Genomic DNA, 25654 nt, shown 5'->3' with positions numbered 1-25654 from the left:
CGGGCCCACAAGGCTGCACCGATTGGCGGTGCCTGCTGACCGAGCACGTCGATACAAAGGACTTTTCTTATGGACATCTTGCTGCAGCAGATCATCAACGGTCTGGTCCTGGGCAGCATGTACGCCTTGATAGCCCTGGGCTACACCATGGTGTACGGCATCATCCAGCTCATCAACTTCGCCCACGGGGAGGTGCTCATGATCGGGGCGCTGACCAGCTGGAGCTGCATCGGCCTGATGCAGGACGCGATGCCCGGCGCCCCCGGCTGGCTCATGCTGCTGCTGGCCACGCTGGTCGCCTGCGTGGTGGCCGCCACCCTCAACTTCGCCATCGAGAAGGTCGCCTACAAGCCGCTGCGCAACAGCCCGCGGCTGGCGCCGCTGATCACCGCCATCGGCATGTCCATCCTGCTGCAGACGCTGGCGATGATCGTCTGGAAGCCCAACTACAAGCCCTATCCCACGCTGCTGCCGGCCGCGCCCTTCCAGGTCGGCGGCGCGGTCATCACCACCACGCAGATCCTGATCCTGGGCGTGACGGTGGTGGCGCTGGCCTCCATGGTCTACCTGGTGAGCTACACGCGCCTGGGCCGCGCCATGCGCGCCACGGCCGAGAACCCGCGCGTGGCGGCGCTCATGGGCGTCAAGCCCGACATGGTGATCTCCGCCACCTTCATCATCGGCGCGGTGCTGGCGGCCATTGCCGGCATCATGTACGCATCCAACTACGGCACGGCGCAGCACACCATGGGCTTCCTGCCGGGCCTCAAGGCCTTCACGGCGGCGGTGTTCGGCGGCATCGGCAACCTGGCGGGCGCCGTGGTGGGGGGGCTCCTGCTGGGGCTCATCGAGGCCATAGGCTCGGGCTACATCGGCGTGCTCACGGGCGGCGTGCTGGGCAGCCACTACACCGACATCTTCGCGTTCATCGTGCTCATCATCGTGCTCACGCTGCGCCCCTCGGGCCTGCTCGGCGAGCGCGTGGCCGACCGCGCCTGACAGGGGAGACACCGCCATGAAGAACGACAAGATCCGATGGATCGCGGGCGCCGTCGCGCTGCTCGTGCTGCCCCTGGTGCTGCAGTACTTCGGCAACGCCTGGGTGCGCATCGCCGACCTGGCGCTGCTCTACGTGATGCTGGCCCTGGGCCTGAACATCGTGGTGGGCTACGCGGGCCTGCTGGACCTGGGCTACGTGGCCTTCTACGCCGTGGGCGCCTACATGTTCGGCCTGCTGGCCTCGCCCCACCTCACGGAGAACTTCGCCTGGTTCGCGCAGCATTTCCCCGACGGCATGCACCTGTCGCTGTGGGCGGTGATTCCGCTGGCCCTGGTGCTGGCGGCCACGACCGGTGTGCTGCTGGGCATTCCGGTGCTCAAGCTGCGCGGCGACTACCTGGCCATCGTGACGCTGGGCTTCGGGGAGATCATCCGCATCTTCATGAACAACCTGGACCACCCGGTCAACCTCACCAACGGCCCCAAGGGCCTGGGGCAGATCGACTCGGTCAAGGTCTTCGGGCTGGACTTGGGGCGGCGCCTGGAGCTGTTCGGCTACGACATCAACTCCGTCACGCTCTACTACTACCTGTTCCTGGCGCTGGTGCTGGTCACCATCGTCATCTGCTACCGCCTGCAGGACTCGCGCATAGGCCGCGCCTGGATGGCCATCCGCGAGGACGAGATCGCCGCCAAGGCCATGGGCATCAACACGCGCAACATGAAGCTGCTGGCCTTCGGCATGGGCGCCTCGTTCGGCGGCGTGGCGGGGGCCATGTTCGGTGCGTTCCAGGGCTTCGTTTCGCCCGAGTCGTTCAGCCTCATGGAGTCCGTGATGATCGTGGCCATGGTGGTGCTGGGCGGCCTGGGTCACATTCCCGGCGTGATCCTGGGCGCCGTGCTGCTGTCGGCGCTGCCCGAGGTGCTGCGCTACGTGGCGGGGCCGCTGCAGGCCATGACGGACGGCCGCCTGGACGCGTCCATCCTGCGCCAGCTGCTGATCGCGCTGGCCATGATCATCGTGATGCTGCTGCGCCCGCGCGGCCTGTGGCCTTCGCCCGAGCATGGCAAGAGCCTGGCCCGGAAGTCCTGACACCACCGGCAGAGCAACAACATGGCAGATACATCGAAAGAAGCGGTGCTGAAGGTCGCGGGCATCTCCAAGCGCTTCGGCGGCCTGCAGGCCCTGTCGGACGTGGGCATCACCATAGGGCGCGGCCAGGTCTACGGCCTGATCGGGCCCAACGGCGCGGGCAAGACGACGTTCTTCAACGTCATCACGGGCCTGTACACGCCCGACTCGGGCACGTTCGAGCTCGCGGGCCGGCCCTACGAGCCCACGGCGGTGCACAAGGTGGCCAAGGCGGGCATCGCGCGCACGTTCCAGAACATCCGGCTCTTCGCCGACATGACGGCCCTGGAGAACGTGATGGTGGGCCGCCACATCCGCACCCATTCGGGGCTGTTCGGCGCGGTGTTCCGCACCAAGGGCTTCAGGGACGAGGAGGCGGCCATCCGCCGCCGCGCGCAGGAACTGCTCGACTACGTGGGCATAGGGAGGTTCGCCGACTACAAGGCGCGCACCCTGTCCTACGGCGACCAGCGCCGCCTGGAGATCGCGCGGGCCCTGGCCACCGACCCGCAGCTCATCGCGCTCGACGAGCCCGCGGCCGGCATGAACGCCACCGAGAAGGTGCAGCTGCGCGAGCTCATCGACCGCATACGCAACGACGACCGCACCATCCTGCTCATCGAGCACGACGTGAAGCTGGTGATGGGCCTGTGCGACCGCGTGACGGTGCTCGACTACGGCAAGCAGATCGCCGAAGGCACGCCCGCCGAGGTACAGAAGAACGAAAAAGTGATCGAGGCCTACCTGGGCGCCGGAGGACACTGAACCATGGCCGAGAAATCCAACAAAGTGCTGCTGCAGGTCAAGGGCCTGAAGGTGGCCTACGGCGGCATCCAGGCCGTCAAGGGCATCGACTTCGAGGTGCGCGAGGGCGAGCTGGTCTCGCTCATCGGCTCCAACGGCGCGGGCAAGACCACCACCATGAAGGCCATCACCGGCACGCTGAGCTTCGTCGACGGGGACATCGAATACCTGGGCAAGAGCATCAGGGGCCGGGGCGCCTGGGACCTGGTCAAGGAAGGGCTGGTGATGGTGCCGGAAGGCCGCGGCGTGTTCGCGCGCATGTCCATCACCGAGAACCTGCTCATGGGCGCCTACACGCGCAACGACAAGGCTGGCATCGCGGCCGACGTCGAGAAGATGTTCACCATCTTCCCGCGCCTGCGCGAGCGCCGCGACCAGCTCGCTGGCACCATGTCCGGCGGCGAGCAGCAGATGTTGGCCATGGGCCGCGCGCTCATGAGCCAGCCCAAGGTGCTGCTGCTCGACGAGCCCTCCATGGGCCTGTCGCCCATCATGGTGGACAAGATCTTCGAGGTGGTGCGCGACGTTTACGCCCTCGGCGTGACCATCGTGCTCGTGGAGCAGAACGCCAGCCGCGCGCTGGCGATCGCCGACCGCGGCTACGTCATGGAGTCCGGCATGATCACCATGACGGGCGCGGGGCAGGAGCTGCTGTCCGACCCGCGCGTGCGCGCCGCCTATCTGGGCGAATGAGGCGCCGCCGCTTGGTGCGGTGCTTCCTTTAGTGTAGCGGGTGGCGCTTGCCTGGCGGGCGTTTGCGCCCGATCTGGCTCATAATCCCGGCCATGCTGCACACCCTGCAATCCCTGCCCGTCCCGCTGCAGACCGTCCTGCTGCTGGCGGCCAGCAACGTCTTCATGACCTTCGCCTGGTACGGCCACCTGCGCAACCTGGCCACGGCGCCGTGGTACATGGCGGCGCTGGCGAGCTGGGGCATCGCGCTGTTCGAATACCTGCTGCAGGTGCCGGCCAACCGCATAGGCCACGCGCAGTTCAGCGTGGGGCAGCTCAAGATCATGCAGGAGGTGGTCACGCTGGCCGTGTTCGTGCCGTTCGCGGTGTTCTACATGAACGAGCCGCTCAAGTGGGACTACCTCTGGGCGGGGCTGTGCCTGGTGGGCGCGGTGTACTTCATCTTCCGCGGCGGCTGAGCTCCCTCTCCCGCGCGGCGTGCGGGCGAGGTTGGTTGTCAATAGCTGAACTGCATGCCCAGCGTGGTCATGTCCACGTCGGACTTGCTGTCGGCGAAGTGCAGGCGGTAGCGCTCCCACTCCAACACGGCGGACCACTGGGGCGTGAACGCCCAGCGCAGCCCCGCGCCGTAGGACAGGCCGAAGCCATCGCCCTTGCCCGGCTGCACGCCGAAGCCGCCAAAGCCGTGCGTGTTCGTGCGCCCGTAGATCGTGCCCACCTTGCCCAGCAGGTCGAGCTGCGTGCTCACGGGCAGGCGCCCCACCAGGCTCAGGTTCAGGCCGCGGGCGGTGGTGGTGCCGCCGATGCGGCGCGCCTTGCCCAGGTCCAGGTAGCCCAGCTCCAGCCCCAGGTTGGGGTGGAAGTAGGCGCCCGTGTACAGCTTGATGGCCGTGTCGCTGTCGTCGAAAATGAAGCCGCCGGTGCCGCTGCGCAGGTCGTACTTCGAGATGCCGCCGCTCAGGCCCACGTAGCCGCGGGACACGCCCGGCAGCAGGGAAGGGTCGCTCTGGGCCGCGCGCATCTGCGCCAGGCCGGCGGTGGCGCCGCCGCCGAGCACCAACGCGCACAGCAAAAAGCGGAGTGTGGATTGCATGCTGCCCTCCTCCTGTGGCCTGTATGACGGAGGCCACGCTTCAATCTACGGCGGCCGTTCCGGGCATCGTGTGGGTTCAGGCGATGGCGGAATGTAGGAGAAGTCTGACAGCAATCAGGGTTTGCACCGGGATTTCGGGAGTGCCCTGGACGGCGGTTAAACTCCCGGCTTTCGCAGATTTGTCACACGATGGTCAACTCTGCATCGTATTGCGCGCGAAGGTTCGATCAGGAGTCGGCATGTTGTTTGGAAAGCTGTTGCCCCGCGAGGGCAATTTTTTCGAGATGTTCAACCAGCATGCAGACCGTATCGTCGAGGCTGCGCGGGCTTTTTCGCAGCTGGTGGCCAACTACGGCGACACCCACCTGCGCGACCAGTACAACCAGGACGTGGACAACGCCGAGCGTGCCGCGGACCGCGTGACGCACGAGGTCAACCGTGCGCTGCACAAGACCTTCATCACGCCCATCGACCGCGAGCAGATCCACTCGCTGATCAACACCATGGACGACGTGGCCGACCTGATCCAGGACTCGGCCGAGACCATGGCCCTGTACGACGTCCGCCACATGACGGACGAGATCACGCGCCTGACGGACCTGAGCGTCAAGTGCTGCGAGCGCGTGCGCGACGCGGTGAAGCTGCTCGCGCGCATCGCCGACCCGGCCGTGGCCGAGGCCGCGCTCAAGACCTGCGAGGAGATCGACCGCCTGGAGGGCGACGCCGACCGCGTGCTGCGCAGCGCCATGAGCAAGCTGTTCCGCGAGGAAACCGACGTGCGTGAATTGATCAAGCTCAAGGCCATCTACGAACTGCTGGAGACCATCACCGACAAGTGCGAGGACGTGGCCAACCTGATCGAGGGCGTGATCCTCGAGAACTCCTGAGCCCCGCTCAAAGTCTCGCCATGGAAACGGTACAAACCGCCCTGTGGGTCGTGGTCGTGCTGGTGGCTCTGGCCATCCTGTTCGACTTCATGAACGGATTTCATGATGCGGCCAACTCGATCGCCACCGTGGTCTCCACGGGGGTGCTCAAGCCCACGCAGGCCGTCGTCTTCGCGGCCTTTTTCAACTTCGTCGCCATCTTCATCTTCCACCTGAGCGTGGCCGCCACCGTGGGCAAGGGCATCGCCGACCCCGGCGTGGTGGACACCCACGTCGTCTTCGGCGCGCTGGTGGGGGCGATCACCTGGAACGTCATCACCTGGTACTACGGCATCCCCAGCAGTTCGTCGCATGCGCTCATCGGCGGCATCGTCGGCTCGGTGGTGGCCAAGTCCGGCACGGGTGCCCTGGTGGCCAGCGGCATCTTCAAGACGGTGGCCTTCATCTTCATCTCGCCCATCCTGGGTTTCGTGCTGGGCTCGCTGATGATGGTGTGCGTGGCCTGGCTGTTCAGGCGCACGCGTCCCAGCAAGGTGGACAAGTGGTTCCGCCGCCTGCAGCTCGTTTCCGCGGGCGCCTACAGCCTGGGCCATGGCGGTAACGACGCGCAGAAGACCATCGGCATCATCTGGCTGCTGCTGATCGCCACGGGCTACGCCTCGGCCAGCGACACCTCGCCGCCCGTCTGGACCATCGTTTCGTGCTATGCGGCCATCGGCCTGGGCACCATGTTCGGCGGCTGGCGCATCGTCAAGACCATGGGCCAGAAGATCACCAAGCTCAAGCCCGTCGGGGGCTTCTGCGCCGAATCGGGCGGGGCGCTGACGCTGTTCTTCGCCACCATGCTCGGCGTGCCGGTCTCCACCACCCACACCATCACCGGCGCCATCGTGGGCGTGGGCTCCACCCAGCGCGCCAGCGCCGTGCGCTGGGGCGTGGCGGGCAACATCGTCTGGGCCTGGATCCTGACCATACCGGCCAGCGCCTTCGTGGCCGCCGTCGCGTACTGGGTCAGCCTGCAGCTTTTCTGAGTGCTATCGACAAGATAGTTGAAAGTGCTTGCGGGGCGTGTCCTGGGGCGATTTCATTGCGAAATCTTGCGCGCCTCCTCGACCTGGTATTCGAAGTAGCGCTGGAGGCTGAACGCAATGCTCGCCAGCAGCACGGCCGCGCCCACCAGCAGCGACACGGTGACGGCGAACACCGTGAACCAGTTGGTCCGGCCGGCCGGGGAGTCGGGGGCCGCGGCCTTGTTGAAGCGGGCGTTCCACTTCTCGGGGGGCATCAGCCCGTAGACGATGGCGCACAGCGCGCAGCCGGCGATGGTGAAGCCCAGCAGCGGGATCAGCATCCAACTGAGCTGGTCGTCCTGCCCCCATTGCTGCACGCGCTCGATGCCGTACAGCCCCAGCGCCGTCGGCACGGGCAGCAGCCAGCCGAGCATGTCGCCAAAGCCGTACAGGTAGAAGCGGTGCAGTCCCAGGGGGCCGCCCAGGAAGGCGAGCCAGGCGGCAATGGTCTTGTTCTTCATGGCGGGGATTATTGGCGCGGCATCATTCGGGCGCGGTGGTATCGCCCGCGCCCAGGGGTTTCTCCATGAGCACGATGTCGCGCCAGGCGCCGAACTTCCAGCCCACGGAGCGCATCACGCCCACCTCGGTGAAGCCTGCGGCGCGGTGCACGGCGATGGAGCCGGCGTTGGCCGAGTCGCCGATCACGGCCAGCAGCTTGCGCACCCCTGCGGCCTGCGCATGCTCCGCCAGCGCATCGAGCAGCAGGCGGCCCAGCCCGCGGCCGCGCGCGTGGTCGGCCACGTAGATCGAATCCTCGGCCGAGTAGCGGTAGGCTGGCCGGGGCTTGAACCAGTTGCAGTAGGCAAAGCCCGTTACCCGCCCGTCCTCCTCGGCCACCAGGTAGGGCAGGCCCCGGGCCAGCACGTCGGCGCGGCGCGCGGCCATGTCCTGGATGCCGGGCGGATCGATCTCGAACGTGCCCGTGCCGTGCAGCACGTGGTGGGCGTAGATGGCGGTGATGGCGGCAAGGTCGTCGTCCCGGCTGGCGCGTATCGTAGGCATTTGCATGGATGTGGGTATAATTGCAGGCTTTGCTGCGTGTCGCTGGCCGGGTGGCCAAGTCGCGTGTCTCAAACGCCGCAAAACGAATGCAGCATCCGCTGCGACCACCCGAAGGATTCATTATGGTCGTGATTCGACTCTCCCGCGGCGGCTCCAAGGGCCGTCCGTTCTTCAACATCGTCGTTGCCGACAAGCGTGTGCGCCGCGACGGCCGCTTCATCGAGCGCCTGGGCTTCTACAACCCCTCGGCCAAGGGCGGCGAAGAGAGCCTGCGCATCGCCCAGGACCGCCTGACGTACTGGAAGAGCGTGGGCGCGCAAAGCTCCCCCACCGTGGACCGCCTGGTCAAGCAAGCCGCCGCTAAGCAGGCCGCCTGATCCGTCCCACACTCCCGAAAGGGCGGGCTCCGTTGGTGCAGCTGACGGACCCCGCCTTTTTTCGTGCCCGACACCCATCGCCCCGCCACTGCCATGCCTCAGCCGCCCGCCCTGGAACCCGCCGAACTGCCTTCCGACGCCGTGGAGGTGGGCCGCATCGCCGACGCCTGGGGCGTGAAGGGCTGGTTCAAGGTGCTGCCCTACAGCAGCGACCCCGAGGCGCTGTTCGCCTCCAGGTCCTGGTTCCTGCAGCCGGCGCAGAAGGGCGGCAAGAGCTTTTTTTCCGGCACCGTGCTGCTGCCCATCCGCCAGGCGCGCACGCATTCCGACGCGGTCGTGGCCTGGGCCCATGGCGTGGATGACCGCGACGCGGCCGAGGCGCTGCGCGGCGCGCGCATCTTCGTGCCGCGCGAGAGCTTTCCCGCCACGTCCGACGACGAGTACTACTGGGTGGACCTCATCGGCCTGGCCGTGGTCAACCGCGAGGGCATTGCGCTCGGCACGGTGAGCGAGCTGCTGCCCACCGGCCCACAGACCACGCTGGTGCTGTCCTACGAGCACGAGGGCAAGCCGCGCGAGCGCATGATCCCCTTCGTGTCCGCCTACGTGGACAAGGTCGATCTGGCGGGGCGCCGCATCACCGTGGACTGGCAGCCTGACTACTGAACGCGCCATGCGCTTCGACGTCATCACCCTGTTCCCCGAACTGTTCGCGCCGTTCCTCGCCTGCGGCGTGACGCGGCGCGCCTATGCCTCCGGGCAGGTTCAAGTCCACCTGTGGAACCCGCGCGACCATGCCGAGGGCAACTACCGCCGCGTGGACGACCGCCCCTTCGGCGGTGGCCCGGGCATGGTCATGATGGCCGAGCCCCTGGCGCGCTGCCTGGCGGCGATCCGCGCCGACAGGGCAGAAGCTGAGGGCGCGCAGGCGCCGCTGGTGCTGTTCTCGCCCGTGGGCCGCAGGCTGGACCATGCGGCGGTGCAGGGCTGGTCCGCCGGCGTTGGCGCCGTCCTGCTGTGCGGGCGCTACGAGGGCGTGGACCAGCGCTTCATCGACGCCCATGTCGACGTGCAGGTCAGCCTGGGGGACTTCGTTCTCTCGGGCGGCGAGATCGCGGCCATGGCCCTGCTCGACGCCGTGGCGCGCCTGCAGCCGGGCGTGCTGCACGACGATGACAGCCACCAGCTCGACAGCTTCAACCCGGCGCTCGACGGCCTGCTGGACTGCCCCCACTACACCCGGCCCGAGCAATGGCAGGGCCTCGGCGTGCCCGCGCCCCTGTTGTCGGGCCACCATGCGCAGATAGAGCGCTGGCGCCGCGACCAGCGCCTTCTGGTCACGGCGCGCCACCGCCCGGACCTGCTGGAGGCCGCGCGCGCGCGTGGCCAGATCACGCGCGCCGACGAAGAGCTCTTGGCGCGAAGCCGGGCATTGCTATAATCGTTGGTTCTCGATCCTCTGGCCGGCCGCTACGGGTGCATGACACCGCAGTAGCCATGAGGCGCCAATAGGGGCGCCCTGCCAATCCTGGCGCGGACATGATCGCTGGAAACCCAACCATGAATCTGATTCAAATCCTCGAGCAGGAAGAAATCGCCCGCCTGAACAAGGCCATCCCCGAATTCGCGCCCGGCGACACCGTCATCGTGAGCGTGAACGTGGTCGAAGGCAGCCGCAAGCGCGTGCAGGCCTACGAAGGCGTGGTGATCGCCAAGCGCAACCGGGGCCTGAACAGCGGCTTCACCGTGCGCAAGATCTCCAGCGGCGAAGGCGTGGAGCGCACGTTCCAGACCTACAGCCCGCTGATCGCCAAGATCGAAGTCAAGCGCCGCGGCGACGTACGCCGCGCCAAGCTGTACTACCTGCGCGAGCGCAGCGGAAAGTCGGCGCGCATCAAGGAAAAGCTGCCGTCCCGCGTCAAGGTGGCGGCTGCAGACGCAGCGTAATCACGCCACGCCGCGAAGCCGCTACAGTGCGCAAGCCTGTAGCGGTTTTTTTATTGCCCTTGCCATCCGTGAGCTCCTTCCATCCTTCCGGTACCGATGCGGCGGCCGTTATGTCGTCGCTGTCCTCGCTGCCCGACTTCGATCCGCGCGCGGCGCCCCTGGTGGGGGTGGACGACCATCTGCCGGCCGTGCCGCCCGCGGCGCAAAGCCCCGATGCGCTGCGCCGGCGCTTCGCCGCTCCGCCGCCCTGGAACCCGGAGATCGTGCGCGAGAGAAAGTTCGTCGAGCGCAAGCCCGCGCATGCCGCCGTGCTCCTGCCCATCGTGCTGCGCGAGCGGCCCACGGTGCTGCTGACCGAGCGCACGGACCATCTCTCCACGCACAAGGGCCAGGTCGCCTTCCCCGGCGGGCGCAGCGACCCCGAGGACCGGGACGCCGCCGCCACCGCCCTGCGCGAGGCGCACGAGGAAGTGGGGCTGGAATCCAGCCGGGTCGAGGTGCTGGGCAGCCTGCCCATCTACGTGACGGGCTCCTCCTTCATCGTCACGCCGGTGGTGGGGCTGGTGCAGCCGGGCTTTGCGCTGCAGCCCAACCCCCACGAGGTGGCCGACGTGTTCGAGGTGCCGCTGGCCTTCCTGCTTGACCCCGCGCACCACGAGCGCCATGCGTTCGAGTGGCAGGGCCTGCGGCGCGAGTGGTTCGCCATGCCCTACCAGGACGGCGACCGCCAGCGCTACATCTGGGGCGCGACTGCGGCCATGCTGCGCAATTTCTACCGCTTCATGGCAGCGTGAGCGCAATGGCGGCGGCCCTGTAACAAGCGCCGCTATCATTGCCGCCATGAGTTTCTTCGCCATCCTGTTCGCCTTGCTGATCGAGCAGGCGCGCCCGTTGGCCCGCAGCAACCCCATCCATGCCGGCCTGCGTGCCTGGGCGCTGTCGGTGAGCCGCAATTTCGACGCCGGCCAGGCGCAGCATGGCTGGGTCGCATGGGCGCTGGCCGTGCTGGTGCCCCCGCTCTTCGTGCTGGCCGTGCACTGGGCGCTGCTGCACTTCATCGGCTGGCCGCTGGCGCTGGCGTGGAACGTGGCCGTGCTCTACATCACGCTGGGCTTTCGCCAGTTCAGCCACCATTTCACGGGCATACGCGACGCGCTGGAGGATGGCGACGCGGCCGAGGCGCGCGCGCGCCTGGCGCGCTGGAGACAGGTGGACGCGAGCGAGCTGCCGCGCAGCGAGATCGTGCGCCATGTGCTCGAGTATTCGGTGATCGCGGCGCATCGCCACGTGTTCGGCGTGCTGGCGTGGTATTCGGTGCTGGCGGCGCTGGGCCTGGGGCCGACGGGCGCGGTGCTGTACCGGCTGGCCGAGTTCGTCTCGCGCTACTGGGGGTCGCGCTCGCGCGTGGTCACGTCCCACCCGCCCAGCCCGTCGCTGCAGCGCGCATCGGAGCGCGCCTGGACCGTGATCGACTGGCTGCCCGCGCGCCTGACGGCCCTGAGCTTCGCGGTCGTCGGCAGCTTCGAGGAGGCCATCGAGGGCTGGCGCTTCCATGCCCAGCGTTTTCCCAACGACAACGACGGCGTGGTGCTGGCCGCCACCGCCGGCGCCATCAACGTGCGCTTAGGGGGCGAGGCGCTGCGCAGCCGCAGCGATGCCGCCGCACCCCAGGGCCTGGAGGTGGACGCCGACATCGGCGACAGCGTCAGCACCCCCGGCCGAGAGCCCGAGGTGGGCCACCTGCGCAGCGTGGTCGGCCTGGTGTGGCGATCGGTGGTGGTGTGGATGCTGCTCCTGGCGCTGCTGACCCTGGCGCGGTTGCTGGGCTAGAAAATTCAAGTCAAATAGGCATCCAGCGCTTGAATGGAAAGCGCTGGCAGCTATCGAATCAGGAGTCATCCCCTCATGACCGTGCCCTCGCTGTGCAGCCCCGTCGTGGGGCGGCTCGAACCCTACGTGCCCGGCGAGCAGCCGCGCATCGCGGGCCTCGTGAAGCTCAACACCAACGAGAACCCCTATCCTCCGTCGCCGCGCGCCGTGGCCGCCATCGAGGCCGCCGCGCGCGAGGGGCTGCAGCTCTACCCCGACCCGCAGTCGCTCGCGCTGCGCGAGACCATCGCGGCGCATCATGGGCTGGAGGCAGGCCAGGTGTTCGTGGGCAACGGCTCCGACGAGGTGCTTGCGCATGCGTTCTTCGCGTTCTTCCAGCACGCAGGTCAGCCGCTCCTGATGCCCGATATCACCTACAGCTTCTATCGCGTCTACTGCCGCCTGTGGGGCATCGCACCCGAACTGCAGCCGCTGGACGAAGGCCTGGCCATCGACGTGGAGCGCATCGCCGCGCGCGCCGCCGAAGGAGCGTGCGCGGGCATCGTGCTTGCCAACCCCAATGCGCCCACGGGCATGGGCCTGCCGCTTTCGCAGATCGAGCGGCTGCTGGCGGCCTGCCCGCAACGCGTGGTGCTGGTTGATGAGGCCTACGTCGATTTCGGCGGCGAGAGCGCCGTGAGCCTCGTCCCACGCTACCCGAACCTGCTGGTGGTGCACACGCTCTCCAAGTCGCGCTCGCTCGCGGGCCTGCGCGTGGGCGCGGCGTTCGGCCAGCGGCCGCTGATCGACGCGCTGGAGCGTGTGAAGGACAGCTTCAACTCCTACCCGCTCGACCGCCTGGCTCAGGCTGGTGCGCGCGCCGCCTATGAAGACGTGGCGTATTTCGACGAGACCCGCCGCGCCGTGATGCACAGCCGCGAGGGCCTTGCGCTCGCGCTCGAAGACCTGGGTTTCGAGGTACTGCCCTCCCAGGCCAACTTCCTCTTCGTGCGCCACCCTGCGCACGATGGAGCCCGGCTGGCAGCGGCATTGCGAGAGCGCGCGGTGCTGGTGCGCCACTTCGCGCGGCCCGAGCGCATCGCGCAGTACCTGCGCATCAGCGTGGGCACGCCCGCGCAGTGCGATGCGCTGGTGCGGGCGTTGCAGGCGATTGTTTAGCCCGGCTCACGCTACCGCGGCCGCCGCCGCGCTGGCCACGTCGGGCTGCAGGTCGGGCCGCAGCCGCTCGTAGAGCCCGGTGCGGCGCGCGATGTCGAGCGGCTGGCTGATCAGGCCGGAGACGATCAGGCGCACGCCGCGCGTGGCGCAGGCGTGGCTCAGGTGCTCCAGCGCCTCGGCACCGGTCGAATCGACGTAGATCACGTTCTTCAGGTCCAGCACCAGCGCCCTGGCGGGCAGGTGGTCTTCCATGGCTTCGAGCAGCTTGGTCGCGCCGAAGAAGAGTGCGCCGTACAGCCGCCAGACCTGCACCTGCCCGTCGTGCCCGGCCAGCACGGGCATGTCGGCGGCGTCGATGCGCTCGGCCCGCGACAGGCTGGAGATGCGGTAGATGAAGGTCAGGCAGGCGGCGAAGATGCCGAACTCCACCGCCACCGTCAGGTCGAAGATCACCGTCAGCAGGAACACGGACACCAGCGTCACGCGGTAAGGCAGGCGGTAGGTCTTGAGCCGTGTGAACTCGCGCCACTCGCCCATGTTCCAGGCGACGAACATCAGGATCGCCGCCAGCGTGGCCAGTGGAATCGACGCGGCCAGCGGAGCGGCCGCCAGCATCACCAGCAGCAGCGCCAGCGCATGCACCATGCCGGCGACGGGGCTGGTGGCGCCGCTTTTCACGTTGGTCACCGTGCGCGCGATGGTGCCGGTGGCGGGCATGCCGCCGAAGAACGGCGTGACGAAGTTGGCGATGCCCTGCGCCATCAGCTCCTGGTTCGGGTCGTGGCGGTCGCCCACCATGCCGTCGGCCACGCGGGCGCACAGCAGCGACTCGATCGAACCCAATAGTGCCAGCGTGATCGTCGGCATCAGCAGATGGCGCGCCGATTCCCAGCTGAAATCGGGCAGCGTGAACGCGGGCAGCCCGGCCGGAATGCCACCGAAGCGGCTGCCGATGGTCTCGACCGGCATGCCCGAGAGCGCCACCACGGCGGTCGCCAGCACCAGCGCGACGATGGAACCGGGTACGCGCGCGAGCGTGCCGGCCCAGGGATGGCGCCATGCGGACAGCCAGCGCTGCCAGCCCACGACCAGCGCCAGCGACACCGCTGACACGCCGGCGGCCCAGGGGTTGAGGGTGGATAGGTGCTGGTACAGCGCGCCGAGCATGCCGAAGAAGTCGCCCGGCATCTTCTCGATGGCGAGGCCCAGGAAGTCCTTGACCTGCGACAGCGCGATCAGCACCGCGATGCCGTTGGTGAAGCCAATGACCACGGCCACCGGGATGAAGCGCACCAGCGTGCCGAGCTGCAGCACGCCCATCAGGAACAGCAGCACGCCCGACAGCGCGGTGGCGATGATGAGGTTGGCGACGCCGTACTGCTGCACGATGCCGTAGACGATCACGATGAACGCCCCCGCCGGCCCGCCGATCTGCACCTTGCTGCCGCCGAGCGCGGAGATCAGAAAGCCCGCGATGATCGCGGTGAAGAGGCCCGCCTCGGGCGGCAGGCCAGACGCGATGGCGAAGGCCATCGCCAGCGGCAGTGCGACGACGGCGACTGTCAGGCCTGCGCCGAAGTCCTGCATGAAGCGGGCGCGGTCATAGCCGCGCAGTGCGTCCGCCAGGCGCGGGCGGAAGGAGAGCATCCGGGTGGGTGATGCCATCAAAGTACCTTGCGTCAATAGCGCGGCGCTTCGCTCAGCTCGGCGAACAGCTCGCCGTAGATCCTGTAGCGGCTTGCGCTGATGGTGCCGGGGCTGTCGTCCGTCTCGACCTGCGCCCGCACCGCGCAGCCCGGCTCGTGCAGGTGCGTGCAGTTGTAGAACCGGCATTCACCCGCGTGCGCGGCGATGTCGGGCATGCAGCGCGCGAGGTCGGCGGGCGCGAGGTGGCGCAGCCCGAATTCCTGGAAGCCCGGCGAGTCGATGAGCGCCGTGGTGCGCGCCTCGTCGATCCAGTACAGCTGGGTGCTGGTCGTGGTGTGCCGGCCCGAGTTGAGCGCCTGCGAGATCTCGCCCGTCTGCGCCTTTGCGTGTGGCACCAGCAGGTTCACCAGGGTGCTCTTGCCCGAGCCCGAGGGGCCCAGCACCAGCGTGGTCTTGCCCGCCAGCAGCGGCAGCAGCGCGTCGCGGTCCACCGGGCCCGATTCGGTGAGCGATAGCGGCAGCACGCGGTAGTGGTGTTTGGTGTCCTGCTCGCCGCCCATGTGGCGGTAGGGCCACAGGCGCTCCCAGGCGCGCGCGAAGGGCTCGACAAGGTCGCTCTTGTTGAGCGCGATCAGCGGCGTGATCTGCGCGGCCTCGGCCGCGATCAGCGCGCGCGCGAGCTGGCTCTCGGAGAACACAGGCTCGGCTGCGATCAGGATCAGCACCTGGTCCAGGTTGGCGGCGAAGGACTTGGTGCGCACCTCGTCCTGGCGGTAGAACAGGTTGCGCCGCTCCTGCACGCGCTCGATCGTGCCCTCGTCGCCCTGGCCGCGCCCCTGGCCTGGCGCGGCCGGCTGCCACAGCACGCGGTCGCCAACCACGGCCTGGCTCTTCTTGCCGCGCGGGTGGCAGATGCGGCGCTGGCCGTCGGCGCTCTCCACCACGCAGTGGCGGCCGTGGCTGGCCACGACCAGGCCTTCCAGGCGTGCGCCCGCCTCAGCCATGGCGGCGGCTCATGGGGCCAGCAGGGCATCGATGCGCGCGGCGCAGTCGATGTCTGTGGCCGAGATGCCGCCCACGTCGTGCGTGTTCAGGCGCACCACGCAGCGGCCATAGTGCACCGACAGGTCGGGATGGTGGTCCTGGGCGTGGGCGATGAAGGCCACGGCGTTCACGAAGGCCATGGTCTCGTGGTAGTCGGCGAAGCGGTAGGTCTTCTCGATCGCCACGTCGGCGCCGTCGCCGCAGAGCATCCAGCCCTGCAGTTCGGCCAGTCTTGCTACAACTTCGGTAGCTGTCAGGGCACGCCTGGTATGCCCGGACCAGTCTTTTTTAGGAAACATCGATGTCATGGCTGCATGGTCACGGGCAGACGCGCCAGGCGCTCCGTGGCGGGTGGGTGGGAGTAGTAGAAGCGCGCGTACACCGGGTCTGGCGTGAGCGTGGAGGCGTTGTCCTGGTAGAGCTTGAGCAGCGCCGAGGCCAGGTCCGCCCCGTTGGCCTGGGCCGCGGCGTAGGCGTCGGCCTGGAACTCGTGGCGGCGCGAGATCCGCGCCAGCAGCGGCGTGAGGAACACCGTGAACACGGGCGCGGCCAGCAGGAACAGCAGCAGCGCCAGGCCGTCGTTGGGCGCAGAGCCCGGCACGCCTGGCAGCATCAGGTTGGGCTGCACGCCCAGCCCCGTGTAGAACCAGCCGCGCGCCGACAGCCAGCCCAGCAGCGCGAAGCCCGCCAGGCTGATGGCGAACATGCCGGCCAGGCGGCGCGCGATGTGCTTGTGCTTGAAATGGCCCAGCTCGTGCGCGAGCACGGCCTCGACCTCGCCCGGGGCCAGCTGCTTGAGCAGCGTGTCGTAGAAAACCACGCGCTTGGCCGCGCCGAAACCCGTGAAATAGGCGTTGGCGTGCGCGCTCCTGCGGCTGCCGTCCATCACGAACAGGCCCTTGGCCGCGAAGCCGCAGCGCTGCATGAGGGCCGTCACGCGCGCCTTGAGGGATTCGTCCCCCAGCGGCTGGAACTTGTTGAACAGCGGCGCGATGAAGATCGGGAAGACCACCATCAGCAGCAGGTTAAAGCCCATCCACGCGCCCCAGGCCCAGAGCCACCATAGCCGGCCCGCCGCGCCCATGAGCCAGAGCATGAGCGCGGCGATCGGCAGGCCGATCACGGCGCCCAGCAGCGTGGACTTGAGCAGGTCGGCCAGCCACAGGCGCGGCGTCATCTGGTTGAAGCCGAAGCGCTGCTCCAGGCGGAAGGTTTGGTACAGCTGGGCCGGCAGGTCGATGGCGCCGCTGACGAGCGCGAAGGCGGCCAGCAGCGCCAGCTGCTGCACCATGCCGCCGCCCAGCCAAGCCAGCAGGGCCTGGTTCAGCGCGTCCAGCCCGCCCAGCAGCGTCCAGCCCAGCACCGCGGCGGTGGCCAGGGCCATCTCCAGCAGGCCGAAGCGCGCCTTGGCGATGGTGTAGTCGGCGGCCTTCTGGTGCGCGGCCAGGGTGATGCGGCCGGCGAAGGCCGCGGGCACGGCGCCGCGGTGGCGCGCCACATGGCGGATCTGGCGCGAGGCCAGCCACAGGCGCAGCGCCAGGCCCGCCAGCAGCAGGGTGGCGAATACCAGCGTCGTCAGGGTCGAGGGCGTGAGCAAGGGTGCGGGGGAGGGCGGCATGAACGCGGAAGTTTACGGCGACAATTCCGGCATGTCCGAAACTGCCACACCCAACGCTCCCGTACTTGCCAAATCCGACCAGAACCTCGTCTGGCTCGACTGCGAAATGAGCGGACTCAACCCCGAAACCGAACGCCTGCTGGAGATCGCCGTGGTCGTCACCGGCCCGGGCCTTGAACCGCGCGTCGAAGGCCCGGTGCTCGTCATCCACCAGCCCGACACCGTGCTCGACGCCATGGATGCCTGGAACAAGGGCACGCACGGCAGGAGCGGCCTCATCGACAAGGTGCGCGCCTCCACTCTCACCGAGGCCGATGCCGAGCAGCAGATCATCGACTTCCTGTCGCGCTACGTGCCCAAGGGCAAGGTGCCCATGTGCGGCAACAGCATCGGCCAGGACCGGCGCTTCCTCGTTAAGTACATGCCCAGGCTGGAGGCGTTCTTCCACTACCGCAACGTGGACGTGAGCACGCTCAAGGAACTGGCCAGGCGCTGGAAGCCCGAGGCCTACGACTCCTTCAAGAAGGCGCAGCGCCACACGGCCCTGGCCGACGTGCACGAATCCATCGATGAGCTGGTGCATTACCGCCAGCACCTGCTGGCGTTGTAAGAGCGAGTTCCCCGGGGAGATAATCCGCCGCTGTCTGTACCCAGACTTCCCGCCCACGGGGGCAGGGCGACCGGCCCGGCATCCCGAGGCATTCCTTGCGTAGTCTCAATCGGAGCATCCGCCATGCAATTCCCCTCCCTGAAATCCACCCTCGTGGCCGCCGCGGCCCTGGCTTGCGCCGCAGGCGCCCTGGCCCAGGAGCAGATCGTCAAGATCGGCCACAGCGGCCCCCTGTCGGGCCCCAACACCTTCGCGGGCCGCGACAACGACAACGGCGTGCGCCTGGCCATCGAGGAGCTGAACGCGCGCAAGATCAGCGTGGGCGGCAAGACGCTGAAGTTCGAACTGGTGTCCGAGGACGACCAGTGCGACGCCAAGACCGGCGTGGCCGTGGCGCAGAAGTTCGTCGATTCCGGTGTGCGCTACGTGATGGGGCCGTACTGCTCGGGCGTGACGATCCCCGCATCGCGCGAGTACGACAAGGGCGGCGTGATGGTGTCCACCGTGGGCACCAACCCCAAGATCACGCAGGCGGGCTACAAGAACCTGTTCCGCATCGTCGCCAGCGACGTGCAGGCAGGCGCCAGCATGGCCACCTACGCCGCCAACGTGCTCAAGGCCAAGAAGGTCGCCGTGATCGACGACCGCACGGCCTTCGGCCAGGGCTTGGCCGACGAGTTCGCCAAGGAGGCGCAGAAGCTCGGCATGACCGTGGCGGGGCGCGAGTTCACCACCGACAAGGCCACCGACTTCATGGCCATCCTCACCAACATCAAGGCCAAGCAGCCCGAGGCCATCTTCTACGGCGGCTACGCCCCGCAGGCCGCGCCTATGGCGCGCCAGATCAAGCAGCTGGGCATCAACGCCAAGCTGCTCGGCGGCGACACGCTGTGCAGCCCCGAGATGCCCAAGCTGGGCGGCGACGCCGTCAACGGCGTGGTCTACTGCGCCTATGCCGGCATGCTGATGGAAAGCGACGCCGGCGCCCGCGCCTTCCAGGACAAGTTCAAGAAGCGCTTCAACCAGGCTCCCGACGTGTATGGCCCGTTCTACTACGACCAGGTCATGAACATCGGCGAAGCCATGCAGAGGAGCGGCTCGATCGACGTCAACAAGGTCGGCGCCTACATGCACCAGCACACCTACAAGGGCGTGATGGGCGAGTACGCGTACGACGACAAGGGCAACCGCGTGAAGGCGCCCGTGGTCGTCATGACCTTCGAGGGCGGCAAGGCCAAGCCCTTGGCGAGTTACTGAGCGACGTGCACGGCTTGCGGGAAAACCCCAGCCGTGCCATAATCTGCCGCTTGCACCGTCACCAGGCGGTGCAATTTTTTTGTGCATCTCCCTTCACACACCGGGCACAGCACGCCAGCGTAGTCTGAAATACGCGGCGCCTTGCATCCATTGCCCACCCAGGCCGTCCGCTGCGGCCCTTGGTTTCGTTTGATGGTTGATGTTTTGTAACCATCGAGCGAAGCCTGCCCAGGTAGCGCCTGCGGCCGTCTTCGTGTGAGCAAACCATGACTGAAAACATGCAGCTGCAGGGCGATTGCGCGCCTGCCGATTCCTCCTTGCCTTCCTCCAACCCTGTGGCCGCGGCCGCGCTGCCCGAAGGCTTCGTGCGCCTGGGCCTGGCGCCCGAACTGGTGCAGGCTGTGGCAGACCTGGGTTACACCCAGCCCACGGCCGTGCAGGAAAAGGCCATTCCCCTGGCCATGGGCGCGGCCGACGTGGCGGGCCGCTTCATCGACCTGATGGTCTCCAGCCAGACCGGCAGCGGCAAGACCGCGGCCTTCCTGCTGCCCGTGCTGCACACGCTGATACAGCAGCAGGCCGATGCCGATGCCGCCGCGCGCGCCGAATTCGAGCGTGCCGCCGCCGATGCCGCCGCGCGCGGCGAGGCCCCTCCGAAGCGCTCCAAGCGCAAGAACCCCACGCATCCGCGCAACTTCAAGGCCGCCACGCCCGGCGCCCTGGTGCTGTGCCCCACGCGCGAGCTGGCGCAGCAGGTGGCGCACGACGCCATCGAGCTGGTCAAGCACTGCAAGGGCTTGCGCATCGCCAACGTGGTGGGCGGCATGCCCTACCAGCTGCAGATCGCCAGGCTCCAGAACGCCAACCTGGTCGTCGCCACGCCGGGGCGCCTGCTCGACCTGCAGCGCTCCATGCAGATCAAGCTCGACCAGGTGCAGTTCCTGGTGGTGGACGAGGCCGACCGCATGCTGGACCTGGGCTTCTCCGACGACCTGGCCGAGATCAACCAGCTCACGAGCGAGCGCAAGCAGACCATGATGTTCAGCGCCACCTTCGCGCCGCGCATCCAGCAACTGGCCATGCGCGTGATGCATGAGGGCGGCGCTAGCGTGAAGAAGGTGCAGATCGACACGCCGCAGGAGAAGCACGCCAACATCAAGCAGATGCTGTACTGGGCCGACAACGCCCAGCACAAGAGGAAGCTGCTGGACCACTGGCTGCGCGACGCCTCTATCGGCCAGGCCATCGTGTTCGCCAGCACCCAGGTGGAGTGCGACGGCCTGGCCAACGACCTGCAGCAGGACGGCTTCTCGGCCGTGGCCCTGCACGGCGCACTGAGCCAGGGCCTGCGCAACCGCCGCCTGATGGCGCTGCGCAACGGCCAGGTACAGATCCTGGTGGCCACCGACGTGGCCGCGCGCGGCATCGACGTGCCCAGCATCACCCACGTGTTCAACTTTGGCCTGCCCATGAAGGCCGAGGACTACACCCACCGCATCGGCCGTACGGGCCGCGCCGGCCGTGACGGCCTGGCCGTGACCTTTGCCGAGTTCCGTGACCGCCGCAAGATCTTCGACATCGAGGGCTACAGCCGACAGCAGTTCAAGGCCGAGGTGGTGGCTGGCCTGGAGCCCACCCAGCGCTTCCCGCAGGGCGGCCGCCCCGACTTTGGCGGCAGGGGCCGCGAGGGCGGACGTGGACGGGACCAGCGCTTTGGCGGTGGCGGCCGCGGCCATGGCGGCGACCGCGGTGGCTTCGGCGACCGCGCGGGCTACGGAGGCTGCCGCGATGGCGACGGCTATGGCCGCAAGAGCGGCTTTGGCGAAACGGCCCGTTTTGGCGATGCGCCACGTTTTAGCGAAACGCCACGTTTTGGTGAAGCGTCCCGCTTTGGCCGCGGCGAGGGCGCGGCCCCGCGCGGCGACTTCGGCCGCAAGGCCGAGTTTGCCCGCGGCGGCTTTGCCAAGCCCCAGGGAGCCGGCAAGCCCTTCACGCCGCACGACGCGCGCAAGCGCCCGGCGCCGCGCGGCGGCCGCTGACCGCACCGGCGCCGTACCGCACGCAGGCAGCCAGAGCCAGCCCCGTCTCCGAGGCTGGCTTTTTTTGTGCCCGGGCGGCCCCGCAGGTGCCCCGATAATCCCCCGCACCTGGAGGAGTGCATGTTGCCACCCGTTTCTTCGAATACCGACTTCGAGCACATGTTCGAGATCGCCCCCGTCTCGCTCTGGCTGGAGGATTACAGCGACGTCCGCCGGCTGCTCATGCAATGGCGCGACCAGGGGGTGGTCGACGTGGAGGCCCATCTGCGCGAGAACCGGGAGTGCGTGCGGGCCTACGGCGCCGGCATCCGGCTGCTGCGCGTGAACCAGCGCACGCTGGAGCTGTTCGCCGCGCCCGACCAGGCCACGCTGGAGGCGTCACTGGACCGGGTGTTCCGCGACGACATGTATGAAAGCGCCATCGCCGAGGTGCAGCAGCTGTGGAGCGGCTCGCCCGAGTTTTCCAACCAGACCGTCAACTACGCGCTCGACGGGCGGCGCCTGGACGTGCGCATCCGCGGCCGCATCCTGCCCGGCTACGAGCAGTGCTGGAGCCGGGTGCTGGTGTCGCTGGAGGACGTGACCGAGCAGGTGCAGTCGCGGCTGCGGCTGCAGCGCAGCGAGGAATATGCGCGCGGGCTGTTCGAGCACTCGCCCGTGTCGCTGTGGGTCGAGGACTTCAGCGCCGTCAAGCGCCTGCTCGACGAAGTGCGCATGCAGGGCATATACGACTTCAGGACCTTCCTGAAGGTGCACCCCGAGTTCGTGCAGCGCTGCATGCGCGAGATCCGCGTGCTCGACGTCAACCATCTCACCCTGGAGATGTTCGGCGCCGAGAGCAAGCAGGCCCTGCTGGCCGGGCTCGACCGCGTGTTCCGCGGCGAGATGCACGATTCGTTCTCCGAGCAGCTGATCGACCTGTGGGACGGCAAGCTGTTTCAGCAGCGCGAGGTGGTCAACTACAACCTCTCCGGCGAGCCGATCCACATCCACATGCAGTTCGCGGTGCTGGAGGAGCGCAGCCACGACTGGGGCATGGTGCTGCTGTCGCTGGTGGACATCACGGCGCGCAAGAAGGCCGAGGCCTATCTGGAATACCTGGGCAAGCACGACGTGCTCACCGGCCTGCGCAACCGCGCCTACTACGTGGAGGAGATGAGCCGCCTCGCGCGCAAGGGGCCCTGGCCGGTGGCCGTGGTCGCCATCGACCTCAACGGCCTGAAGGCCATCAACGACGAGCAGGGCCACACCGCGGGCGACGCCATGCTGCGCCGCGTGGGCGAGGTGCTTGCCAAGGCCGTGGATGCCCCGATCTGCGCCGCGCGCATCGGCGGCGACGAGTTTTGCGTGCTCATGCCCATGACCGACGCGCGCGGCGCCCAGGCCATGGTGGACCGCATCGGCAGCCTGCTGGAGCTCAACAACCAGTTCTACCCGGGCCAGGCCCTGAGTCTGTCCATGGGCGTGGCGATCGCGCAGTCGGGCGAGCAGATCGAGGCCGCCGTGCACCGCGCGGACCAGGCCATGTATGCCGAGAAGGCGCGCTACTACGCGGCCATGGGGGTCGACCGCCGCAGGGACTAAGAGCGGCTAACAAAACCATGTCATCATGAAGCACCTGATCGGCGTTTGACGCTGCATGGGTCGAAACAAGAACAAAGAGATCAGCGCCGCGCTGTTCAAGAAGGTCGCGCCGCTGTTGCCAGTAGTCGTCGCCTCGGCCAAGGGCGGTCGTCCACGGGTGAGCGACGAGATGGCCCTCAACGGCATCCTGTTTGTGCTGCGCACCGGCATTCCCTGGGAAGAGCTACCCCAGGAGCTGGGCTTCGGCAGCGGCATGACCTGCTGGCGGCGTCTGCGTGACTGGCAAGCCGCAGGCGTGTGGCATCGCCTGCATCTGCTGTTGCTAGATGAGTTGCGCGGCGCCGGCAAGCTGGACTTCAGCCGTGCCAGCATGGATGCGGCCAGCGTGGCCAGCCCCCGGGGGGCCAACACACTGGCCCCAACCCGACGGACAGGGGCAAGCTCGGCAGCAAGCGCCACATCATCACGGAGCGCCAAGGCATCCCTCCGATCTTTTGCGTCACGGGCGCCAATCGGCATGACTCGGTCGTGTTCGAGCAACTGGTCGATGCCTTGCCGACGGTGCGCGGCTGTCGTGGCCGGCCCAGACGCTGGCCGCACAAGTTGCATGCCGACAAGGGCTATGACTTTGCGCGTTGCCGCGCCCACCTGCGCAAGCTGGGCATCACGGCGCGTATTGCCCGGCGTGGCGTCGAGCGCAATGACAGGCTCGGGCGTCATCGTTGGGTGGTCGAGCGCACGCACGCCTGGTTGGCTGCCTTGGGCAAGCTGCGGACTCGCTTTGAGCGCCGCATCGACATTCATCTCGCGCTGCTTTCTCTGGCTTGCTGCATCATCTGCGTTCGCCATCTTGCACCGTTTTGTTAGCCGCTCTAAGCCCATCACAGACATCTTGCCAACTCCCGCCGCACAGCTTGGGGCGATTGTCGGATTGGCCAACCACTTGGCCAGGTGTTCGAGCACCAGTTCGTTCAAGAACCGCCACGCTTTCAGTGCAGAATGCGGACCATGCGCGGCATCCACATCTACTCTGGCGCAACTTCAGACCCTTAGCCCAAATGCCATGCGCTATGACTTGCATGACTTTCGCGTGTTCTCCAACATTGCGGAAGAGAAGAACCTCACCCGCGGCGCCGCTCGGTCTTATCTCTCGGTGCCTGCAGCCAGCCAACGCATCAAACACCTGGAAGAGGCGCTGGGCTTGAAGCTGCTGCTGCGTAGCCCGCAAGGCGTTGAGCTGACCGAGGCGGGCAAGGTATACCTAGAACACGCACGCAAGATCTTTGCGCAGATAGAGTTGCTTAACAGCGACCTGCAACTGCTAGGTTCCGGAGTCAGCGGCCGGCTCAAAGTACTGGCGAACACAACGGGCATCACCGAGTTCCTTCCTCCGGTTCTGCACGACTACCTTCCCAAGTTCCCCCGTGTGAAGATCGATTTGCGCGAGCGGCTCAGTGAGGAAGCTGCGCGTGCCGTGCTCGATGGCGCTGCGGACCTTTGCCTGATCTCGGGTAACGTCCCGACTGAAGGACTCGAGTGTCGAGTGTTCCTGACCTCCCGGCTTGTCGTCGTGACGCCGCCGGCGCACCCGCTGGGTGCGCGCTCCAGCCTGCACTTCGCGGACATCCTCGACGAGGAACTGGTGTCCCTGCTCGATGGCGCCGTGACGCAGGAGTTCCTGCGGCAGCAGGCGCTGCGGCTCCATCGTGAACTGAAGGTCCGCGTTCAGGTGGCAGGCTTTGAGGCCATTTTCCGCATGGTCGAAGCCGGCGTCGCCATCGCCGTCGTTCCCGAAGTGCTGGTGCAACGCATGAACGAGCGCGGCACCGTAAACGTGTGCCAGCTCGAAGACGAATGGGCCTATCGCGAATATCAGCTATGCGCGCGAAGCTTCTCCGCGCTCCCGCTATACGCGCGGGAGTTCATTGAGACAGTCGAACGTCACGCGCGCACGCTTCAGCGCGACCGCGCTACAGGCTCGAACTTGTAGCCGCCCTGTTCCCGCCGGATGTAGCCGGCGTATGGATCGCCAAAATGCACCGGCAACAGGAGTGCGCCGGACTGAGCCAAGTCCTCCAGCATGGCTCGCCGCGTCTGGCGAGCCTTGTCAGGCCAGATGCAATAGCCGGAGTTAATGTCTGGCAACACAATCTGCATGGGATTGTGGAATACATCGCCGCAGAACACCGCCTGTTCGCCGCGCGACCGTACCCGGAACGCGACCTGCCCCGGACTGTGTCCGCAGGCGTCTTCGACTTGCAAACAACCGGCAATCTCATCGCCAGGACGGATCATTTGCACCAGACCTTCAGCGACCAACGGCTGCACACTATCGTCGAAGGCCGCGCCGAACACATCCAGCGGCTGCTCCTTGTTCTTGCCTTCCAGGCAGAAGCGGTAATCGTCATGCGGTAGCAGATACTTGGCGTTCGGGAAAGTCGGCGTCCAGCGGTTGTCCTGCCAGCGCGTGTTCCAGCCGACATGGTCCATGTGCAGATGCGTGATCGCGACATGAGTCACGCGGTCAGCCGGGGCGCCGGCCGCTTCCAGCCACTCGAGAACGAGTGTGTTGAGCTGGTGCATGCGGGCCATACCTTCGCGCGGCTTGCGATTGCCGACGCCGGTATCGACGACAATGATGCTGTCGCCCGCCTGCACGACCCACAGCTGCACCGTCAGCACCAGCTTGTTCATTGCTGGAACCCAATGCTCAGGCGCCATCCAGCTACGGTGGCTCTCCAACTGCTCTGGGGTCATATCGGGCAGCAGGAACTTAGGGTCGTGCGTCGGGCCGGAGTATTCGTGGATGCGAGTGATGCGCACGTCACCGACCTGGTAGGTATCCAACATGGGCGGTTTC

Annotated in this window: 28 protein-coding genes; 20 read left to right on the top strand and 8 right to left on the bottom strand. The window is 67.4% G+C overall.

The genetic code is table 11. From position 1 onward, the window contains the following. Positions 1-69: 69 nt before the first annotated feature. From ALIDE2_RS18330 to ALIDE2_RS18310, 5 genes are all read left to right on the top strand, one after another. Positions 70-999, top strand: a complete 930-nt coding sequence (locus ALIDE2_RS18330) for a branched-chain amino acid ABC transporter permease (RefSeq protein ID WP_013722851.1) — start codon at positions 70-72, stop codon at positions 997-999. 16 nt (positions 1000-1015) lie between these two features. After that, positions 1016-2092, top strand: coding sequence for an ABC transporter permease subunit (locus ALIDE2_RS18325; protein WP_013722850.1), 1077 nt, complete (start codon positions 1016-1018; stop codon positions 2090-2092). A 21-nt stretch (positions 2093-2113) separates the two neighbouring features. Then, positions 2114-2896: an ABC transporter ATP-binding protein gene (locus ALIDE2_RS18320; RefSeq protein WP_013518075.1), complete on the top strand. Its 783-nt coding sequence runs from the start codon at positions 2114-2116 to the stop codon at positions 2894-2896. Positions 2897-2899: 3 nt separating this feature from the next. Then, positions 2900-3628: an ABC transporter ATP-binding protein gene (locus ALIDE2_RS18315; RefSeq protein ID WP_013518076.1), complete on the top strand. Its 729-nt coding sequence runs from the start codon at positions 2900-2902 to the stop codon at positions 3626-3628. A gap of 92 nt (positions 3629-3720) precedes the next feature. After that, the gene (locus ALIDE2_RS18310) at positions 3721-4086 is read left to right on the top strand and encodes a DMT family protein (RefSeq protein ID WP_013722849.1); all 366 of its coding nucleotides are present in this window, start codon (positions 3721-3723) and stop codon (positions 4084-4086) included. A 38-nt stretch (positions 4087-4124) separates the two neighbouring features. On the opposite strand, the gene ALIDE2_RS18305 is transcribed toward ALIDE2_RS18310, so the two are convergent. Continuing rightward, the gene (locus ALIDE2_RS18305; protein ID WP_013722848.1) at positions 4125-4721 is read right to left on the bottom strand and encodes an outer membrane beta-barrel protein; all 597 of its coding nucleotides are present in this window, start codon (positions 4719-4721) and stop codon (positions 4125-4127) included. A 239-nt stretch (positions 4722-4960) separates the two neighbouring features. Here ALIDE2_RS18305 and ALIDE2_RS18300 point away from each other — a divergent pair, with 239 nt between their 5' ends. Beyond that, a complete protein-coding gene (locus tag ALIDE2_RS18300; protein WP_013518079.1) occupies positions 4961-5608 on the top strand; it encodes a DUF47 domain-containing protein in 648 nt (215 codons plus the stop codon). A 20-nt stretch (positions 5609-5628) separates the two neighbouring features. After that, on the top strand, positions 5629-6639 hold the full coding sequence (locus ALIDE2_RS18295; RefSeq protein WP_013518080.1) for an inorganic phosphate transporter: 1011 nt from the start codon (positions 5629-5631) through the stop codon (positions 6637-6639). 53 nt (positions 6640-6692) lie between these two features. On the opposite strand, the gene ALIDE2_RS18290 is transcribed toward ALIDE2_RS18295, so the two are convergent. Both ALIDE2_RS18290 and ALIDE2_RS18285 read right to left on the bottom strand, forming a co-directional pair. Further along, positions 6693-7139 carry a TM2 domain-containing protein gene (locus tag ALIDE2_RS18290; RefSeq protein ID WP_013518081.1) on the bottom strand — a complete coding sequence of 149 codons (447 nt, stop codon included), beginning with the start codon at positions 7137-7139 and terminating at the stop codon, positions 6693-6695. A 22-nt stretch (positions 7140-7161) separates the two neighbouring features. Next, positions 7162-7683: a GNAT family N-acetyltransferase gene (locus tag ALIDE2_RS18285; RefSeq protein WP_041701081.1), complete on the bottom strand. Its 522-nt coding sequence runs from the start codon at positions 7681-7683 to the stop codon at positions 7162-7164. A 122-nt stretch (positions 7684-7805) separates the two neighbouring features. Here ALIDE2_RS18285 and rpsP point away from each other — a divergent pair, with 122 nt between their 5' ends. The 7 genes from rpsP to hisC all read left to right on the top strand — a co-directional run bounded on the left by rpsP (position 7806) and on the right by hisC (position 12995). Then, the gene (gene rpsP, locus ALIDE2_RS18280) at positions 7806-8060 is read left to right on the top strand and encodes a 30S ribosomal protein S16 (protein ID WP_013518083.1); all 255 of its coding nucleotides are present in this window, start codon (positions 7806-7808) and stop codon (positions 8058-8060) included. Positions 8061-8153: 93 nt separating this feature from the next. Then, entirely contained in the window at positions 8154-8726 is a 573-nt protein-coding gene (gene rimM, locus ALIDE2_RS18275; protein WP_013518084.1) for a ribosome maturation factor RimM, read from the top strand. A 7-nt stretch (positions 8727-8733) separates the two neighbouring features. Then, on the top strand, positions 8734-9501 hold the full coding sequence (trmD, locus tag ALIDE2_RS18270) for a tRNA (guanosine(37)-N1)-methyltransferase TrmD (protein ID WP_013722847.1): 768 nt from the start codon (positions 8734-8736) through the stop codon (positions 9499-9501). Positions 9502-9620: 119 nt separating this feature from the next. Then, positions 9621-10007 (top strand): 50S ribosomal protein L19, encoded by a 387-nt coding sequence (gene rplS / locus ALIDE2_RS18265; protein ID WP_013518086.1) that lies wholly within the window; start codon positions 9621-9623, stop codon positions 10005-10007. 110 nt (positions 10008-10117) lie between these two features. Further along, a complete protein-coding gene (locus tag ALIDE2_RS18260; RefSeq protein ID WP_013518087.1) occupies positions 10118-10801 on the top strand; it encodes a CoA pyrophosphatase in 684 nt (227 codons plus the stop codon). Between the two features lie 46 nt (positions 10802-10847). After that, entirely contained in the window at positions 10848-11837 is a 990-nt protein-coding gene (locus ALIDE2_RS18255) for a CobD/CbiB family protein (protein WP_013518088.1), read from the top strand. A gap of 75 nt (positions 11838-11912) precedes the next feature. Then, the gene (hisC, locus tag ALIDE2_RS18250) at positions 11913-12995 is read left to right on the top strand and encodes a histidinol-phosphate transaminase (RefSeq protein ID WP_013518089.1); all 1083 of its coding nucleotides are present in this window, start codon (positions 11913-11915) and stop codon (positions 12993-12995) included. Positions 12996-13001: 6 nt separating this feature from the next. Here hisC and ALIDE2_RS18245 read toward each other — a convergent pair whose 3' ends face one another. Genes ALIDE2_RS18245 through ALIDE2_RS18230 form a run of 4 tightly spaced genes read right to left on the bottom strand, consistent with a single transcriptional unit; the run spans position 13002 to position 17304 of the window. Further along, the gene (locus ALIDE2_RS18245) at positions 13002-14660 is read right to left on the bottom strand and encodes a SulP family inorganic anion transporter (RefSeq protein ID WP_013722846.1); all 1659 of its coding nucleotides are present in this window, start codon (positions 14658-14660) and stop codon (positions 13002-13004) included. 14 nt (positions 14661-14674) lie between these two features. After that, positions 14675-15646: a ribosome small subunit-dependent GTPase A gene (gene rsgA / locus ALIDE2_RS18240; protein WP_013518091.1), complete on the bottom strand. Its 972-nt coding sequence runs from the start codon at positions 15644-15646 to the stop codon at positions 14675-14677. A gap of 9 nt (positions 15647-15655) precedes the next feature. Further along, the gene (locus ALIDE2_RS18235; RefSeq protein ID WP_013722845.1) at positions 15656-15994 is read right to left on the bottom strand and encodes a 4a-hydroxytetrahydrobiopterin dehydratase; all 339 of its coding nucleotides are present in this window, start codon (positions 15992-15994) and stop codon (positions 15656-15658) included. Beyond that, positions 15991-17304 carry a M48 family metallopeptidase gene (locus ALIDE2_RS18230; RefSeq protein WP_041701080.1) on the bottom strand — a complete coding sequence of 438 codons (1314 nt, stop codon included), beginning with the start codon at positions 17302-17304 and terminating at the stop codon, positions 15991-15993. The genes ALIDE2_RS18235 and ALIDE2_RS18230 overlap by 4 nt, the downstream gene beginning before the upstream one ends. Positions 17305-17335: 31 nt before the next feature. Here ALIDE2_RS18230 and orn point away from each other — a divergent pair, with 31 nt between their 5' ends. The 6 genes from orn (at position 17336) to ALIDE2_RS18205 (ending at position 24784) form a co-directional block, all read left to right on the top strand. Continuing rightward, entirely contained in the window at positions 17336-17914 is a 579-nt protein-coding gene (gene orn / locus ALIDE2_RS18225) for an oligoribonuclease (protein WP_041701628.1), read from the top strand. Positions 17915-18037: 123 nt separating this feature from the next. Next, on the top strand, positions 18038-19171 hold the full coding sequence (locus ALIDE2_RS18220; protein ID WP_013722844.1) for a branched-chain amino acid ABC transporter substrate-binding protein: 1134 nt from the start codon (positions 18038-18040) through the stop codon (positions 19169-19171). A 266-nt stretch (positions 19172-19437) separates the two neighbouring features. Next, entirely contained in the window at positions 19438-21210 is a 1773-nt protein-coding gene (locus tag ALIDE2_RS18215) for a DEAD/DEAH box helicase (protein WP_013722843.1), read from the top strand. A 120-nt stretch (positions 21211-21330) separates the two neighbouring features. Next, a complete protein-coding gene (locus ALIDE2_RS18210; RefSeq protein WP_013722842.1) occupies positions 21331-22794 on the top strand; it encodes a sensor domain-containing diguanylate cyclase in 1464 nt (487 codons plus the stop codon). 55 nt (positions 22795-22849) lie between these two features. After that, positions 22850-23661, top strand: a protein-coding gene (locus ALIDE2_RS24655) for an IS5 family transposase (RefSeq protein ID WP_085945353.1) whose coding sequence is annotated in 2 segments (ribosomal slippage) — positions 22850-23186 and positions 23186-23661 — 813 coding nt in all. Because the reading frame shifts where the segments join, the coding sequence is not laid out codon by codon here. A 196-nt stretch (positions 23662-23857) separates the two neighbouring features. After that, positions 23858-24784 carry a LysR family transcriptional regulator gene (locus tag ALIDE2_RS18205; RefSeq protein ID WP_013722840.1) on the top strand — a complete coding sequence of 309 codons (927 nt, stop codon included), beginning with the start codon at positions 23858-23860 and terminating at the stop codon, positions 24782-24784. Here ALIDE2_RS18205 and ALIDE2_RS18200 read toward each other — a convergent pair. Then, positions 24751-25644, bottom strand: a complete 894-nt coding sequence (locus ALIDE2_RS18200; RefSeq protein WP_013722839.1) for an MBL fold metallo-hydrolase — start codon at positions 25642-25644, stop codon at positions 24751-24753. The genes ALIDE2_RS18205 and ALIDE2_RS18200 overlap by 34 nt on opposite strands. Between the last annotated feature and the right edge of the window lie 10 nt (positions 25645-25654).

It is taken from the genome of Alicycliphilus denitrificans K601 (assembly GCF_000204645.1).
Lineage (GTDB): Bacteria > Pseudomonadota > Gammaproteobacteria > Burkholderiales > Burkholderiaceae_C > Alicycliphilus > Alicycliphilus denitrificans.
Note: the sequence above shows the minus strand (reverse complement) of the source record. Positions and strands in the feature narration are given on the sequence as shown.

Coding starts and splice junctions, on each gene's coding strand:
- rplS (WP_013518086.1), top strand. CDS start 9,621: ATGAATCTGATTCAAATCCTCGAGCAGGAAGAAATCGCCCGCCTGAAC.
- ALIDE2_RS18205 (WP_013722840.1), top strand. CDS start 23,858: ATGCGCTATGACTTGCATGACTTTCGCGTGTTCTCCAACATTGCGGAA.
- ALIDE2_RS18310 (WP_013722849.1), top strand. CDS start 3,721: ATGCTGCACACCCTGCAATCCCTGCCCGTCCCGCTGCAGACCGTCCTG.
- trmD (WP_013722847.1), top strand. CDS start 8,734: ATGCGCTTCGACGTCATCACCCTGTTCCCCGAACTGTTCGCGCCGTTC.
- ALIDE2_RS18200 (WP_013722839.1), bottom strand. CDS start 25,644: ATGTTGGATACCTACCAGGTCGGTGACGTGCGCATCACTCGCATCCAC.
- orn (WP_041701628.1), top strand. CDS start 17,336: ATGTCCGAAACTGCCACACCCAACGCTCCCGTACTTGCCAAATCCGAC.
- hisC (WP_013518089.1), top strand. CDS start 11,913: ATGACCGTGCCCTCGCTGTGCAGCCCCGTCGTGGGGCGGCTCGAACCC.
- ALIDE2_RS18325 (WP_013722850.1), top strand. CDS start 1,016: ATGAAGAACGACAAGATCCGATGGATCGCGGGCGCCGTCGCGCTGCTC.
- ALIDE2_RS18235 (WP_013722845.1), bottom strand. CDS start 15,994: ATGACATCGATGTTTCCTAAAAAAGACTGGTCCGGGCATACCAGGCGT.
- ALIDE2_RS18315 (WP_013518076.1), top strand. CDS start 2,900: ATGGCCGAGAAATCCAACAAAGTGCTGCTGCAGGTCAAGGGCCTGAAG.
- ALIDE2_RS18255 (WP_013518088.1), top strand. CDS start 10,848: ATGAGTTTCTTCGCCATCCTGTTCGCCTTGCTGATCGAGCAGGCGCGC.
- rimM (WP_013518084.1), top strand. CDS start 8,154: ATGCCTCAGCCGCCCGCCCTGGAACCCGCCGAACTGCCTTCCGACGCC.
- ALIDE2_RS18330 (WP_013722851.1), top strand. CDS start 70: ATGGACATCTTGCTGCAGCAGATCATCAACGGTCTGGTCCTGGGCAGC.
- ALIDE2_RS18285 (WP_041701081.1), bottom strand. CDS start 7,683: ATGCCTACGATACGCGCCAGCCGGGACGACGACCTTGCCGCCATCACC.
- ALIDE2_RS18230 (WP_041701080.1), bottom strand. CDS start 17,304: ATGCCGCCCTCCCCCGCACCCTTGCTCACGCCCTCGACCCTGACGACG.
- ALIDE2_RS18320 (WP_013518075.1), top strand. CDS start 2,114: ATGGCAGATACATCGAAAGAAGCGGTGCTGAAGGTCGCGGGCATCTCC.
- ALIDE2_RS18215 (WP_013722843.1), top strand. CDS start 19,438: ATGACTGAAAACATGCAGCTGCAGGGCGATTGCGCGCCTGCCGATTCC.
- ALIDE2_RS18210 (WP_013722842.1), top strand. CDS start 21,331: ATGTTGCCACCCGTTTCTTCGAATACCGACTTCGAGCACATGTTCGAG.
- rpsP (WP_013518083.1), top strand. CDS start 7,806: ATGGTCGTGATTCGACTCTCCCGCGGCGGCTCCAAGGGCCGTCCGTTC.
- rsgA (WP_013518091.1), bottom strand. CDS start 15,646: ATGGCTGAGGCGGGCGCACGCCTGGAAGGCCTGGTCGTGGCCAGCCAC.
- ALIDE2_RS18220 (WP_013722844.1), top strand. CDS start 18,038: ATGCAATTCCCCTCCCTGAAATCCACCCTCGTGGCCGCCGCGGCCCTG.
- ALIDE2_RS18305 (WP_013722848.1), bottom strand. CDS start 4,721: ATGCAATCCACACTCCGCTTTTTGCTGTGCGCGTTGGTGCTCGGCGGC.
- ALIDE2_RS18290 (WP_013518081.1), bottom strand. CDS start 7,139: ATGAAGAACAAGACCATTGCCGCCTGGCTCGCCTTCCTGGGCGGCCCC.
- ALIDE2_RS18260 (WP_013518087.1), top strand. CDS start 10,118: ATGTCGTCGCTGTCCTCGCTGCCCGACTTCGATCCGCGCGCGGCGCCC.
- ALIDE2_RS18245 (WP_013722846.1), bottom strand. CDS start 14,660: ATGGCATCACCCACCCGGATGCTCTCCTTCCGCCCGCGCCTGGCGGAC.
- ALIDE2_RS18300 (WP_013518079.1), top strand. CDS start 4,961: ATGTTGTTTGGAAAGCTGTTGCCCCGCGAGGGCAATTTTTTCGAGATG.
- ALIDE2_RS18295 (WP_013518080.1), top strand. CDS start 5,629: ATGGAAACGGTACAAACCGCCCTGTGGGTCGTGGTCGTGCTGGTGGCT.